The sequence below is a fragment of the Exiguobacterium aurantiacum DSM 6208 genome, assembly GCF_000702585.1.
GTDB classification, from domain to species: domain Bacteria; phylum Bacillota; class Bacilli; order Exiguobacteriales; family Exiguobacteriaceae; genus Exiguobacterium; species Exiguobacterium aurantiacum.
In genome coordinates this window covers 1,874,642-1,888,882 of the sequence record NZ_JNIQ01000001.1, presented here as the reverse complement: position 1 = coordinate 1,888,882, position 14,241 = coordinate 1,874,642, and the positions used below count along the sequence as shown (strand labels likewise).

12 protein-coding genes are annotated in these 14,241 nt (G+C 56.0%); 4 read left to right on the top strand and 8 right to left on the bottom strand.

What is annotated here, in order from left to right; genetic code table 11:
* On the bottom strand, positions 1–1,968 hold the full coding sequence (gene parE / locus P398_RS0109950) for a DNA topoisomerase IV subunit B (RefSeq protein ID WP_024371906.1): 1,968 nt from the start codon (positions 1,966–1,968) through the stop codon (positions 1–3).
* 129 nt (positions 1,969–2,097) lie between these two features.
* Positions 2,098–2,502 (bottom strand): CoA-binding protein, encoded by a 405-nt coding sequence (locus P398_RS0109945; RefSeq protein ID WP_029335010.1) that lies wholly within the window; start codon positions 2,500–2,502, stop codon positions 2,098–2,100.
* 352 nt (positions 2,503–2,854) lie between these two features.
* On the opposite strand from P398_RS0109945, the gene P398_RS0109940 reads away from it, so the two are divergent.
* Together P398_RS0109940 and P398_RS0109935 are read left to right on the top strand one after the other, a co-directional pair.
* Complete coding sequence (locus tag P398_RS0109940; protein WP_029335009.1) at positions 2,855–3,916, top strand: GGDEF domain-containing protein; 1,062 nt, start codon at positions 2,855–2,857, stop codon at positions 3,914–3,916.
* A gap of 14 nt (positions 3,917–3,930) precedes the next feature.
* On the top strand, positions 3,931–4,941 hold the full coding sequence (locus P398_RS0109935) for a tyrosine-type recombinase/integrase (protein WP_029335008.1): 1,011 nt from the start codon (positions 3,931–3,933) through the stop codon (positions 4,939–4,941).
* Positions 4,942–5,001: 60 nt separating this feature from the next.
* On the opposite strand, the gene P398_RS0109930 is transcribed toward P398_RS0109935, so the two are convergent.
* From P398_RS0109930 to P398_RS0109920, 3 genes are all read right to left on the bottom strand, one after another.
* A complete protein-coding gene (locus tag P398_RS0109930) occupies positions 5,002–6,141 on the bottom strand; it encodes a hypothetical protein (protein WP_029335007.1) in 1,140 nt (379 codons plus the stop codon).
* Positions 6,138–7,349 (bottom strand): hypothetical protein, encoded by a 1,212-nt coding sequence (locus P398_RS0109925; RefSeq protein ID WP_029335006.1) that lies wholly within the window; start codon positions 7,347–7,349, stop codon positions 6,138–6,140. Before P398_RS0109925 ends, P398_RS0109930 begins: the two co-directional genes overlap by 4 nt.
* 64 nt (positions 7,350–7,413) lie before the next feature.
* Positions 7,414–8,604, bottom strand: a complete 1,191-nt coding sequence (locus P398_RS0109920; protein WP_051638896.1) for a MalY/PatB family protein — start codon at positions 8,602–8,604, stop codon at positions 7,414–7,416.
* Positions 8,605–8,722: 118 nt separating this feature from the next.
* Between P398_RS0109920 and P398_RS0109915 the strand changes: the two genes are divergently transcribed.
* Positions 8,723–9,367 (top strand): M48 family metallopeptidase, encoded by a 645-nt coding sequence (locus tag P398_RS0109915; protein ID WP_029335004.1) that lies wholly within the window; start codon positions 8,723–8,725, stop codon positions 9,365–9,367.
* A 48-nt stretch (positions 9,368–9,415) separates the two neighbouring features.
* On the opposite strand, the gene P398_RS0109910 is transcribed toward P398_RS0109915, so the two are convergent.
* From P398_RS0109910 to P398_RS0109900, 3 genes are all read right to left on the bottom strand, one after another.
* Positions 9,416–10,321 carry a methyl-accepting chemotaxis protein gene (locus P398_RS0109910; RefSeq protein WP_029335003.1) on the bottom strand — a complete coding sequence of 302 codons (906 nt, stop codon included), beginning with the start codon at positions 10,319–10,321 and terminating at the stop codon, positions 9,416–9,418.
* Between the two features lie 225 nt (positions 10,322–10,546).
* On the bottom strand, positions 10,547–11,815 hold the full coding sequence (locus tag P398_RS0109905) for a hypothetical protein (RefSeq protein ID WP_034799132.1): 1,269 nt from the start codon (positions 11,813–11,815) through the stop codon (positions 10,547–10,549).
* An 8-nt stretch (positions 11,816–11,823) separates the two neighbouring features.
* Positions 11,824–13,107 (bottom strand): hypothetical protein, encoded by a 1,284-nt coding sequence (locus tag P398_RS0109900; protein WP_029335001.1) that lies wholly within the window; start codon positions 13,105–13,107, stop codon positions 11,824–11,826.
* Between the two features lie 132 nt (positions 13,108–13,239).
* Here P398_RS0109900 and P398_RS0109895 point away from each other — a divergent pair, with 132 nt between their 5' ends.
* On the top strand, positions 13,240–14,175 hold the full coding sequence (locus P398_RS0109895) for an IS30 family transposase (protein WP_029334579.1): 936 nt from the start codon (positions 13,240–13,242) through the stop codon (positions 14,173–14,175).
* Positions 14,176–14,241: the final 66 nt, after the last annotated feature.

Sequence of the window (14,241 nt, the reverse complement as noted above, 5' to 3'; positions counted from 1 at the left end):
TTACATCACTTCCTCAATCGCTTTAGTCACGTGTTCATTGGCGATGATCGAATCATCTTCCTGGAGGCCGAAGGCGACGTTCTCCTCGATCCACTCCCGGCGATGGGCGACATTGTCCCCCATGAGCACCGAGACGCGCTTGTCGGCGACGGCGGCGTCGTCGACCGTGACACGGATGAGCGTCCGTGTGTCCGGGTTCATCGTCGTCTCCCAGAGCTGGTCGGCGTTCATCTCACCGAGACCTTTGTAGCGCTGGAGGATATAGCCCTTCTTGTACACTTTGACGAGCTTCTCGAGCGCCTCTTCGTCCCAGGCGTACTCGAACTGTTCCGACTTGCCTTTCCCTTTCGAGATGCGATAGAGCGGCGGCAAGGCGACGAACACTTTGCCGGCCTCGACGAGCGGGCGCATATAACGGAAGAAGAACGTCAACAGGAGCACTTGGATATGAGCCCCGTCCGTATCGGCGTCGGTCATGATGATGATCTTGTCGAAGTTGCAGTCCTCGAGGTCGAAGTCGTGGCCGACACCGGCACCGATCGCGTGGATGATCGTGTTGATCTCCTCGTTCTTCATGATGTCCTGGAGTTTCGACTTCTCCGAGTTGATGACTTTCCCGCGCAGCGGCAGGATCGCTTGGAACGTCCGGTCACGGCCCTGTTTGGCCGAACCGCCGGCCGAGTCACCCTCGACGAGGAACAGTTCGTTCTTGGCGGCGTTCTTCGACGTCGCCGGTGTCAGTTTCCCGTTCAAGATGCTCGAACGTTTCTTCTTCTTGCCGTTACGCGCCTCTTCCCGCGCTTTGCGAGCGGCTTCGCGGGCCTGGGCGGCACGGATCGCTTTCTTGATGAGCATCGTCGCCATCTGCGGGTTCTCCTCGAGGAAGATCGTCAGTTGCTTCGCCATGACACCATCGGCGCTCGTACGGGCCTCAGGCGAGCCGAGTTTCGACTTCGTCTGCCCCTCGAACTGGAGGAACTCTTCCGGAATCCGCACCGAGACGATGAGCGTCAAGCCTTCACGGACGTCACCGCCGTCGAGGTTCTTGTCTTTCTCTTTCAACAGACCGTTCTTGCGGGCGTATTCGTTCACGATCCGGGTCATCGCCGTCTTGGCGCCGACTTCGTGCGTGCCGCCGTCCCGCGTCCGGACGTTGTTGACGAACGAGAGGACGTTCTCGGAATAGGCGTCCGTGAACTGGAAGGCGAGCTCGAGCTCGATGTCGTTCTCTGTACCTTCGAAGTAGACGATCGGATGAAGCGTCGCCTTATCATCGTTCAAGTATTGGACGAACTCGGCGATCCCTTCCTCGTAATGGAACGTCTCTTCTTTTCCAGAGCGCTCGTCCGTCAGAGTGATCGTCAATCCTTTCAACAGGAAAGCCGATTCACGGAGCCGTTCAGCGAGCGTGTCGTAATTATATGTCGTCGTCGAGAAAATCGAAGCGTCCGGCTTGAAGTAGACGCTCGTACCCGTCTGACGGGTCTTTCCGGTCTCGAGGAGCGTCGTCTGCGGGATCCCACCGTCAGCAAACGTCTGCTCGAACACCTTGCCGTCACGATAGATCGTGACGAGCACCTTGCTCGAGAGTGCGTTCACGACCGAGGCGCCGACCCCGTGGAGTCCACCTGACGTCTTGTAGCCGCCTTGACCGAACTTCCCGCCGGCATGGAGGACGGTGAAGATGACCTCTGGTGTCGGTTTACCCGAGGCGTGCATCCCCGTCGGCATGCCGCGCCCGTGGTCGCGCACCGTAATGGCGTCATCTTGATGGATCGTCACGTCGATTTGGCCGCCGAAGCCGGCGAGCGCCTCATCGATCGCGTTATCGACGATCTCATAGACGAGGTGGTGCAGACCGCGATGGTCGGTCGAGCCGATATACATCCCCGGACGTTTTCGGACAGCGGTCAATCCTTCGAGCACCTGAATGGCGTCTTCGTTGTAATTAAATAAGTCTGTTGACATCTTCGTCACCTCAATTTCGAACACACGTTCGTTTTTCTACCCTATTGTATAGCTGTTTTCGGATTCTGGCAAGCCTACCTCCACGCGCGAGACACGTGAAAAAAAGGAGACCTGCCAAGGAGGCAGGTCTTAACCGATCAAGCGGGCGTGCTCGACATAGATGCATCGGTTCTCGACGTAATCGATCCCGGCTTCGCGGGCGATCCGTTCCGCGTCAGCGCTCGAGAGGCCGAGCTGGTTGAAGATGAGACCGACATCCCCGTGCCGGACGGCATCCTCTGCGACCCCGGCCAAATACTCGCTGCGACGGAACACGTCGACGATATCGATATGGCCCGGGATGCTCTCGACGGTCGGATATACCTTGCGGCCTTTCCACGTCTCGAGTGACGGGTTGACCGGGATGACCGTGTAGCCTTGTAGCAGCAGATAGTCCGCGATCTGGTTGGCCGTCTTGTTCGGATTCGAGGAGATCCCGACGACGGCGATCGTCTTCGCTTCCTCGAGCAATTGTTTCAAATGCTTGTCGTCCATTCCAGTAGCCCCCTTTTGTTTACGTTCTCAGTGTACCGTTCCCCCAATCGTGGTTCAAGGTTTATTTTCGATTTACATACAACTGTAACTCTTTCCTTTTTTTAAAACAAATCAATTGGTTCACTATAAAATATTATGTAAACCATGTTAAGCGGTTTATTATTTCACTTCCAGATAACTACTGTCGTTACGCGATTAACCACGCTCCCGAGAAACATTGCGTGAAATATCTATTTCACGCAATTATACGGACCGTTCTTAGCGGTTCTCGACAGACAGATTGACGTGATTTCACGAACTTGCATGGGCAAACGGAGGTGAGTTCGGTATACTGGTAAAAGGAGGTGTTCACGTGGGAACTGCCTATGAGGAACGTCGCGGGACGTTATACAACTACCGCATCACTTTGTACGGGAACGCGCTCGCATGGTTGATTCACGTCGTGTTCTTGATTACATTTTGGCGACTAGACGTTGGCCTGCTCGCCTGGTCGAACGTCGCGAGCGTCATCTACTACACGATTTCTTTTTACTTCGTACATAAGCGCTACTATCGCATGTTCTTCACCGGCCTATTCGTCGAGGTCGTCTATAACGCGGTCATCTCGACGATCGTCCTTGGCTGGGACGCGAACGTGCATTATTTCATCATCATGGCCGCTTACGGCGTGTTCTTCATGCCGAACGTCAGTCGACTCGTCCGCATCGCGACGACGGGCGTCGCCATGGCCATCTACGGTTTCCTGTACGTGAATGCGACGACCGGGACCGAACCGCTCGCGCCGTCGCTCGAGCAAACACTCGGCCTCTTTTGCCTCTTGTCGACGATCGGCCTCATCGCGGTGCTCTCGTTTATCTTCGAAGGGTCTGTCGTCGAGGTGACGTCCGAGCTCGAACGGACGAACGACCGCCTGCATACGCTCGCTTCGCGCGACGGTCTCACCGGTCTTTACAATCGCATGACCGGATCGGCCCATATCGAGACGGCGATCGAGCGGTCCGTCGCGGCGGGTCGGCCTTACGCCGTCGCCCTCGCTGACATCGACCACTTCAAAGCGTTCAATGAACGGTACGGGCACGACTGCGGCGACCTCGTCTTGAAGCACGTCGCCGCCACCTTGACGTGGACCGATGCCATCTGTGTCCGTTGGGGCGGTGAGGAGTTCCTCTTGTTCATCGCCGGCCAATCGGAAGAGAAAGTCACGAAGACCCTCGACGAGCTGCGCACCCGTATCAAATCCAACGAGACGATCTTTGAAGGGTCGCGGTTACACGTGACGATGACGTTCGGCGTCTCTTATCGCGACGGCACCACGGAAGAGTGCGTCGAGACGCTCGTAAAAGAGGCCGATGACCGGCTCCGGGCTGGGAAACAGGCCGGAAAAGACCGGGTCATCACGTCGATTAGTTCATGAAGGAGTGATTTCTATTGAGTTTGTTTCGTCAACTCGGCCAAGCGCCGGCACAAGCCGCTTCACGCCGTTTTGACTTGAACGGATACGAGCGGATGCCCGGTTTCATCCAACGATTTTTGAACCATATGGCGGCCAAGCACTATTCGCAACAGACCGCCCAACGCTATTTATACGACTTTTTGGACTTCTTCCGATGGGTCGAGATGGCGAGCGCGGCAGAAGTCGACCCTTCCACCATCGAGGCCGAGTCGTTCATCGAGTTCGACCACGCCGGTGCCGACGCGTACGCGACTTACCTCGCCCTCGAACTCGACAACGCACCGAGCGTGATCAACCGGAAGTTGTCCTCGATGCAGTCGCTCTTCAACTTTTTGATCGAGAGCGGCGTCACGACGACGAACCCGTTTCAAGCCGTGGAGCGGCCGAAACGTGCCAAGCGCAACCCGGTCTATTTGACCGAGCAGGAATGGCTCGACTTCTCGACGCTCGTCCGCAGCAACGTCGGCATGTCCGACCGTGAGGCGGCTTGGTTCGAACGGAACCGGGACCGGGATTTCCTCATCATCCAACTGCTCGGACTCACCGGGATGCGCGTCTCAGAGCTCACCGGTCTCGATTGGAGCGATATCGATCTGACGACCGGGACGATCCGTGTCATCGGGAAAGGCGATAAGGAACGACTCCTTCCGCTCGCGGCCCCGTTGATCGCTCTGCTTGAACAGTCGCCAGGCCCGCGCGTCGGACCGTTACTCCAGTCGGTATCCGGGAAACGAATCGCCGTGCGGACGGTGCAGCATATGTTGAAGGGCCATATCGATCGGTTGAAATCGTATTTGCCTTTCCTCGTCCATAAACAAGTGACCCCGCACAAACTTCGCCATACGTTCGCCTCGCGCTTGGCGATGGCCGGTATCGACGTTTTGACGATTCAACAGCTGCTCGGCCACGAATCGGTCGCGACGACACAAGTGTATGCCCATATCGGGGATGAGAAGAAAAAACAAGCGATAACAGGTTTACGATAAATTATTATGTAAACCACATTCAAAAGACACGATTCCTATGTTTCAAGGAACCGTGTCTTTTCACAATTGTCGTGTCGACAAGATGACGATCGTGTGATCGAGCACCGTATAGTAAGCGTCCTCGAACGACTGACGTTCGTTCGCCTCGAGATGGAAGATGCTGACGCCCCCGCGTTCGCCCTCTGCCGATTCATGGACGAAGTATGTCCCGGCGAGCACGCGTTCGAACGGGGCCGTGTCCAAAAAGCGCGCGCCCGTCGTCGCATCGATGAGCTCCGTATGCTCTGCCGACTCTTCGACTTTGATGAAGATCGTCGAGCCGACATCATCGTACGTGAAGTCGATCGGTTCGTAAGCGCCCCAATCGATGACCCCGACCTCACGCAATACGTCAGGTGCCGTCAGTTCGTAAATCGTCTCTTCGTTCGCCTCATCGATGAACGCCGCGAACCGGAGATGCCCATCTTTCTCTCCGAGATACTGAACCGTGTCCCCTTCCCCGTGTAGCCGAATCAAGTCCTCGAATGGAACTTCTTCCGCCTTGGCCCAAATCGATTCGACGGCCTCATCGAGAGAGCAGACGAGGATCGCCTCCGAATGGTCGATCGGGTCGTCCGGGGAGACCCGGCCCGATTCTAGCGCGTCATAATAATCGAATTCGTCGAGCCGGGCGTTGCAGACGACATACGGGACCCCTTCGAACTCGGTCGTGAACAAATACAGTTCCCGGAAACGTCCGGCCTGACCGATGAGCCGCTCATCGCGAATCCGCTCTTGGCGGCCCGTCTCGGCGTCAAAAAGCCACGCCTCGTCTGTCGATTCATAGTTCGTCAAAAAGAGGAAGTAACGATCCGCGAGCGCCCAATAGAGTGTGCTGTTGCCACGTTTCTCGAACGTGGCGAGCACGTCTTCACGGCCGGAACGATAGTCGAGCGCGACGAGCTCGGTCCGGACGACACCCGACCGGTCCGGTGTCTCGTTCAAAAAGTAGACGCGGCCGTTGCTCATGAACAGTTTAGAGATTCCGTAGTCTTCATAAGGGCGCCGGTTGATCTTGGTGACGGCCCCGTCCACCTCATCGAAACGATAGATGGAGAAACCTGTCTCTCCTGACTTTTCGCGATAGTAGACGGATGAGTCGGTGACGGCGATCAAATCCTCATGGCTGATCGGCATCGCTCTAGCATCGACAATTCTCATAAGGCACCTCTTTCATAAGGAGACTCGAGCGGCTCGACAGTGACGAGTCCAGGCGGCCGTTTCGGGAACGAGACGCGTAAATGCGCGTATTCGATGACCGACTGATGGGGGTCGGTCTTCTCGATCCACCGGACACGTTTTTGGTTGGCGAGCGCATGTCCGATTTTCTCTTCAATTTGAAATTTGGAAATACCGCGGTACGCCACTTCCTGTATATACGTGGCCTCGTCCGACTCGAACTGTTGCCAAATCCCCATGACGAGTTGACCGAGCGCAGAGACGCGATGGTCTGGCAGCCGTACCGTCCGTAACGTCTGTTCGACCTCGTTCAAGCAAGCATTCGGGTCATCGGCGACGGCGAACAAGCGCTTGGCAGAGTTGTTCATGACGCGATAACGGCGCTTGCCACTCTCGAGCCGAAGCACTTGGGCATATGGCTCGACCGGCACGCCGTGGAAGAACGTCTCCGTCCCGCCCCAGGCAAAACCGAACGAGGGATCGAATTTCCGGATTGTCCGCATGAAGGCGAGCATGAAGTCCTCGACTTCCCGCCGCTCGAGCCGGAGCCATTCCGCGAGTGCGAGCGGCCCTCGTTCTTTTGAGATGCGATCGACCGGGAAGAATAAATCCCCTTCACTAAGCCGGTGGGGCCGAAGCTCGGTCCCGTCAGCACGGTAGTCCGTCGCCGGTCGCCCGCTCCGCCCGGCGTAGACGATCCACTCATCATCCGTGCTCTCGAACGCGTACGCCTGGTGGGCCCATGGCGGCGTCACGTACAAGGCCGGATACTCCTCGTACGTCTCGAGATGCAAATAGGAGCGGTCGTTCCATACTTGGGCGAGCAGACGGACGATTTCTCCTGTCTCCGAGTCTTTCGGGGCGATATAGTTGCCGGTGTTACCGATATACGTCAACAAGTGGAAATCGTAGGCGTGGTACAAATGGCGGACGATCCGTTCGAACACAGCGGCGACCATGCGCTCGAACAAGGGATGCTCTTCGCTCCGGTCGACCGTCGTCGCGTCGACGGTGCACATAAGCCAGCCCATCCGTTCATAAAGCCGGACCCGGAGCGGATAGAAGATGAGCGGAGACGAGGACGCGTGGATCTCGGTCAGTCCGAGATTGGCCATATTTTCGACCTGGAGCGTGAAGCCGCTCCGTCTCAGCTGCTCCTCCATCTTTTTCTTCCAATTGATCGTCTCCATCGTCTCACCTGCTTTCTAGCGCCATGTTCGTTGGCTCGTTGTGAAATTTTTCCCGTTTCTCGTTTCATACAAACGCGTTTCCTGTGCGTTGTTCATTCTCGCCCACTTGCCGAATCAAGCGCTCGAGCGCCTCGTCGATGAGGGTGCGACGCGTCCCGAAGTTCAATCGTTCGAACGAGCGCCCGGATTCACCGAACGGCGTCCCTGGCGAGAGGAAGATGCGTACGTCTTCCTGTAACCACTTCTTCCGGGCGTCCGGTTCGAGGCCGAGCGCTTCAAAGTCGATCCAAAGCAGATAGCTCGCCTCCGGCATGAAACAAGTCAGATACGGCATCGACTCGCGGAAGCGACCGACGACATATGCGGCCTGTTCCTCGAGCTCGGCCGTCAATTGGTCGAGCCATCGTTCGGCCCGAGGATCGGTGTACGCCGCGATGATGGCCGTGTTGGCGAACGGTGTCGGCAACACGTGATGTTTGTTCTGTACTTGGATGATACGCTTGCGCCAGGCGTCGTCGGGACAGACAATGTACGAGGCGAACAATCCTGCGATGTTGAACGCTTTTGAGGGCGCACTCACCGTGATGACCCGATCGTCGAGCCGCCCGATCGCGACATGGTGCTGGGACGGGTACGTCAAGTCGGCGTGAATCTCATCGGCGACGATGATGACGTCATGACGTCGCGCCAACTCGATGACACGAGCGAGCTCGGACTCCATCCACACGCGTCCGACCGGATTGTGCGGCGAGCAGAGTAAGAACAGTTTCGCTTGGCGCATCGCCGCCTCAAGGGCGTCAAAGTCCATTTCGTAACGACCATTGACTTGGATGAGCGGGGCGTCGAGCAGTTCACGCTTCAATCCTGTCACGAGTTCATGGAACGGGGGGTAGACGGGTGACTGGATAACGACCCCGTCCCCTTCTTCGGTCAACGCCTCGACGATATGGGTCAGCCCGGGGACGACACCGCTTGAGAACAAGACATGGTTCGGGTCGAACTTGACGTCATGACGACGACTGTACCAGTCACTGACCGCTCGTTGTGCATCACGGGAGAACAGTGTATACCCATACTCCCCCGTCGCTGCCCGTGCTGTGAGTGCCTCGCTGATGGCGGGTGCGGTGCGGACATCGATATCAGCCACCCATAACGGGAGCACATCCGATTTCAAATGGAACCAGCGCTCAAGTCCATCCCATTTCACCGAGTCGGTGCCGGTCCGGTCGAGCGTTTGATGTAAAATTGATTTCATGTTCATCCCTCCTCCCCTTACTGTATCAAAAATGGACGGGTCCTTGTCGGCAAAAGCGTGGCGGATTTTCGAGACGTGGTCTATAATCGAACGAGACAATGACATGGAGGTGAATACGATGTCCGTGACCGTCATCCGCCATAAGCGGCGAAAACGGGTCGCATTTTATGTGACGGCAGAGGGTGTCGAGCTCCGCATCCCGGCCCGGCTCCCGCAACGGGTCGTCGATGCCATCTTGCGCGACCATGCGGATTGGATCGAGGCACGACTGGCCGCCATACCGAAAGCGAGTCGGTTGCCGGAAGACCGACTCCTCTATCAGGGCGACGCGGTGCCGCTCATTCGTTCAGGCTCCGCCCGCTCGTTCACATACGACGGGCAGACGTTCCGCTGTCCCGAACAGTGGGACGAGACGGCGTTACGAGACGCATATGAAGCTTGGCTCCGCACGAAAGCGGTCGGACATGTGACAGAACGCGCCTCCCGTTACGAGCGGTTGCTCAGGGTACGTGCGTCGAACGTTCGGATCGGCCATCAGAAGACACGTTGGGGCTCGTGCAGTTCGAAAGGCGCCATCTCGATCAACGTCCGCCTCATGCTCGCGCCGCCGGAAGTGCTCGATTATGTGATCGCCCACGAATGGTGCCATCTCGTCCACTTCGACCATTCAAAAGCGTTTTGGGAGGCCGTTGCGTCGGTCTATCCGAATGTGGCATGGGCAAAAGACTGGCTCCGACAGAACGGACATACGCTGCGCATATAAAAAACCAATCGAACGAGGGTGTTCCCCTCGGACGATTGGTTTTTTTGTTCAGATGACCGCAGTGAACTGCTCGGTCGTCCCGTTCAACGATTCCGCTGATTGTTCGATGCTCTCGAACCGACGCAACGTCTCTTCCATGATCGTCACGCTGGCATGGATGTCCTCGTTCGATCGTGAGACGCCGGCGACGATCGAAGCGAGCTCTTTGTTCATCCCGTCCGTGTTGGCACGCACCTCGACGACGGCTCGTTCGACGAGACGGGACAGGTTACGGACCTCGGTCGCGACGACGTTGAATCCGTTCCCGTGTTCTCCGGCCCGTGCCGCCTCGATGGCCGCATTGAGTGACAATAGATTCGTCTGGGCGGCGATTTCTTTAATCGTGCTCGCGATCTTGGTGATCTCACTCGCTTGGTCTTGTAGCTTCCCGAGCGTCGACAAGTTGACGTGGGCGTCCCGCTCGAGGCGCTCGATCGTCTCCTTCAATTGGTGACTCTCTTCCATACCGCTCTGGGCCCGTGCGTCCAAGTCTTCCGCCATGGCTCGGAACGAACGGGCGTACCGTTCGATCGTCAACTGACGTTCGGTAATGTCCGAAGCGATTTTGACGACACCGACGACTTCGTCCCCTTCGAAGATCGGCATGTACGTCGCCTCGAGCCAGACCGGTTCGCCACGTGCGTCGAGGCGCTCGATCTTGTCGGCTGCACTGAAACCGCTGAACAGCTTGTTCCAAAACGCCTGATAATCGGAGCTGCCGACGAATTGCGGTGTGCAGAACAAATGATGCTGCATGCCGATCATCTCGTCTCGGCGATATTTCATCGTCTTGGCGAACAAGTCGTTCACGTCGACGACGCGGCGCTGACGGTCGAAACGGATCATCGCCATATTTGAGGCGATGGTCGTGAGGACGTCAGGAGCTGTGAGCGTGCGATTGCTAAGTTGTGTCATTCCGATTAATCCCACCTTAGTTACATGAATCGTATTAGGACTTTATCCCTTTAATGTGTTGGAATTTCAGTTTACCGTGTGAGAAAAGTCCCGCCTAGTGAGGATTTGTACAGATGGTCAATATCTTGAGTTTGAAGTATTTACCATGTAGAATGCTTTTCATTAAGAAAGAAAGGAACACCCGAAATTGGGTATTCCAGGTGTTTTTCAGCGCTGGTTGTTTCTTCATTCGAACGCTTGGGGGAATACGTCCTGGAACGTCTCAGCCCCTTCACTCGTCAACTTAAACTGCCGCTCTGTGTCAATCTCTTTTATGTAAACATCAAGCTTACTTGACCTTTTGTGATAGGATAGCTCAAACTGTTGGCCACGGTTTCCTTGGAATAGCGTCAAATAGTTGTATGCGCCGGACTCACCGACTCGTTTCGTCGGGCTCGCTTCATTAAGCGCTTCAATCAATCGCTCATGCGCATCATGGCCGAGACTGATCGCATCCGGGTAATAAAACGGCACGTTCGGTTGATAAGCGCTTCGATGTAGATAGGCGAGTGACATAGGTTCAACTGCTGATGGTTCTCGTAACAGGGCGTTGGGGTGAAAACGAATCGAGAGCTTCTTCGTGACAATCTGTCCGTCTAACTCAAACGTTAATTCATATAATGGAGACGGTTGAAGAGGGTCTAATGTTTTTTCCTCAACTAACGCCCGTACCGAAACGTGGTCTGCCCCTTGAATGAAGTCGCTGTCGTGTATCGGGTGCGTCCCGTAGTATCTGCCATCATGTGAAAGGAGCATATAAGGTAAATTTGTACTCACATCATACCCGAGCGCGACGTATGTGTCTTGTTTAACGAGGTAAGGTGCAAAGTCGAAATACGGATGATAAATCCCTTCATCTCCGATACCGAATTCGATGACCCCATTGAAGCTAGGTGAGATTGTCATCAATGTTTCGGTGAACGGTCGTATTATCTGTCCTTGACCGTCTTCATAAATCGAGTCTTTACGCTGTAGCGTGTCCCGCGCCTCATCTGTGGCTGATTCGATATGAGGGCGTATTGGTATTTCGATTCCTTGCTCGTCCTTCAGAAAATCAGGACGTGTCTCAAGCTTGACGGCCCGATATCCTTCAAGATGATTGGATTGACAGAGCGCATAGAGCGACTCCCCTTCGACATATGCGACTTGGGTGAACGCGTACGTCGTTCCATCTTGCTCAGTGAAGGGCATTCGTGTTGCATAGGCGATACCGAGCATCGTCAAAGCCTCCCCTTCGATTTCAGAGACCAGCTCCTGCTCCTCACATTGTGTGAGAATCGTTTTCGGGTCGGCTTGTTGGACCTGTTCGTCCATCGTCACACGTTCGGCCGTCCAATGGGACTCGATATAATTATACCGCACGACATCCTCCGATTCATCGCAACCTGATAGCGTAAGGATGAGTCCGAAGGCGATCAAATAGAAGTATTTAGTTTTACATCTTTCTCGATTCATGGCGCCACTCACTTTCTCACTTGGGGGAAGTACGAAAAGAACGTCTCGGCCCCTTCACTCGTCAATTTATACGTCTGTTCCGACAAGAGGTCGGTGATGTACACGTCACGCTTCTTCGACCGTTGTTTGAACGAGATGGCGAACTGCTGTCCTTTCAAGCCGTCCACGATCGTCAGTAATGGGTACGCACCCGTCTCGCCGCCCCGTTTGACGGGCTCGGCTAGCTCGATCGCCTCGATCAGCTCGTCCATATCGGTGCCTGCCGCCTTGAGAACGTCCGGATAGGCGAGTGTCTCATCAAAATTGAACGGTTTCTTATGGACGTATACATACGGCTCCGCACCCCGATTCGCCAACTGTTCGTCTGCGAATTGCTGCCTCAGATCTCGGTCTTCTTCTGTACTGAACGTCCCTTCCCGATACGTCAAGGTCACTTCGGACGTCTCGCTCTTCCCCTCTTTCTTATAATGAAATGCAAAAATCGGGTAAGACACGTCCGGTATGAGGACATCCGCATCGAGCGGTAGCCGTTCGACCTCGAGTGACTCGAAGCGAGGGGCCGACTCCGTCGCATCGAACGTCACCTCGAGTGGTTGGGAAGAGATGTGTCCGTCCCCGTATCGCATCAAGATGTAAGGTAACGACTCGCTCTCGCTCGATGCGAACATCATCTGGATATCACCGATCCCTGTGGACGCCGGTTCAAACATATGAAGCGGGAACAACGGCGGCCAGCCGTCGATCGCAATCTCGATTTCACCATAGAACGCCTGTGAGTAAGAGAATACGGCATCACGGAACGGTTCGAGCTTGAACGGATGGTCCTGCAACAGATCCGCTTCAAGGAACGTTTCCTTGTCCGATGCTGAGACCGGTAACACGACTGGCGACCGGTCGACCGGTTGAGCAGTGACGACTTGTTCAGGGAACGATGGAACGACTTCCGCCTGAAGATACGGCGAGACCATGTCCCGGCAGACCGCGTACAGTTGGTCCCCTTCCACATACGTGACCGCCTTGTACATGAAGTCATCACCCGCGTTCGTGAACGGGGGACGGCTCACGACAATCGTGTCGTATACAGTCAGTTCGCCCTCGAGTTCCGTCGTCAATTCCCCCGTACACGCCTCGAGCACCGTTCCGACGTCAGTCATCGACTTCTTATCTGTCGTATAATGGCCGACAATCCAATGTTCATCGATGTAATCTAATTTCAGTGCGCTGTCCCGCTCGCTCCCACACCCTGAGAGGATGAGCAGACTCGTCACGATCGCAATCATCTTCGGCTTCAATCGTCCCGCCCCTTTTTATTTGATGAATTATAAAATTAAGTGCAACACCTGAACGTGAACGCAAAAAAGCCCATAGCGACGGCCTCGTGTAGAATGAAGTTACCACACAAACATTCAGACGGAGGAATCGCTATGAGCTACACCCATCTTACCACAGCCGAACGCGTGAAAATAGAGACCTATCTGGGGCTCGGGATGTCCATCCGGTCCATCGCGAGACGGCTCGGGCGACAGCCCTCGACCGTCTCGCGGGAGATCAGACGGAACCCCGGCTATACGGCCGAACGCGCACAGGAGCGCTACGCCAAGGCGAAGGGAAACTGCGGCGCCAAGACGAAGCTCGACGACATGATGCGCCGGACGATCATCGAGAAGCTGCGGGCGACCTGGTCCCCGGAACAGATCGTGGGTCGGCTCTTCGACGGGGAGATCGCCTTCTCGACCATCTATCGCTGGATCTATTCGGGGCTGATCGACGTGCCGGTGACCGTGCTCCGCCAGAAGGGCAAGCGCCGGAAACCGGTGGAGACACGCGGGCGGTTCAACATCGGGCTGTCCATCTCGAAACGGCCTCCGGACGTCAGGGGGCGCCAGACGTTCGGGCATTGGGAGCTCGATACCGTCGTCTCCGGGCGTGGGAAGTCGAGGGCGTGCGTCGCGACGTTCATCGAGCGAAAGAGCCGGTTCTACCTCGCCCTGCCGATCGCGGACCGCAGCGCGGCCTCGATGGAGGAGGCGATCCACACGGTCCACGCCGCCTTCCCAGCGGGCACGTTCAAGACGGCGACGACGGACCGGGGCAAGGAGTTCAGCTGTCACGAGCGCGTCCGGGCGACACTCGGCGTGCCGATGTATTTCGCCGACCCGTACTCGTCGTGGCAGCGCGGCAGCAACGAGAACGCCAACGGCCTCCTGCGCGAGTTCTTCCCGAAAGGATCGGACTTCGCGACGGTCGGCCAAGGCGAGGTCGTGGACGCACTCGCCAAAATCAACGGGCGGCCACGCAAATGCCTGGGCTGGAAGACCGCACACGAGGCCTTCACGGATGAAGTGTTGCGCTTAATTTGACAAACCGTCATTTGATAATCCAATTTTACCATTTTCTTACTAACGATGACATAAAAAAACCCGCCA

Bases quoted from the DNA above. Each gene is read 5' to 3' on its own strand.
- parE (WP_024371906.1), bottom strand. From the start codon at position 1,968: ATGTCAACAGACTTATTTAATTACAACGAAGACGCCATTCAGGTGCTC.
- P398_RS0109945 (WP_029335010.1), bottom strand. From the start codon at position 2,502: ATGGACGACAAGCATTTGAAACAATTGCTCGAGGAAGCGAAGACGATC.
- P398_RS0109930 (WP_029335007.1), bottom strand. From the start codon at position 6,141: ATGAGAATTGTCGATGCTAGAGCGATGCCGATCAGCCATGAGGATTTG.
- P398_RS0109925 (WP_029335006.1), bottom strand. From the start codon at position 7,349: ATGGAGACGATCAATTGGAAGAAAAAGATGGAGGAGCAGCTGAGACGG.
- P398_RS0109920 (WP_051638896.1), bottom strand. From the start codon at position 8,604: ATGAAATCAATTTTACATCAAACGCTCGACCGGACCGGCACCGACTCG.
- P398_RS0109915 (WP_029335004.1), top strand. From the start codon at position 8,723: ATGTCCGTGACCGTCATCCGCCATAAGCGGCGAAAACGGGTCGCATTT.
- P398_RS0109910 (WP_029335003.1), bottom strand. From the start codon at position 10,321: ATGACACAACTTAGCAATCGCACGCTCACAGCTCCTGACGTCCTCACG.
- P398_RS0109905 (WP_034799132.1), bottom strand. From the start codon at position 11,815: ATGAATCGAGAAAGATGTAAAACTAAATACTTCTATTTGATCGCCTTC.
- P398_RS0109895 (WP_029334579.1), top strand. From the start codon at position 13,240: ATGAGCTACACCCATCTTACCACAGCCGAACGCGTGAAAATAGAGACC.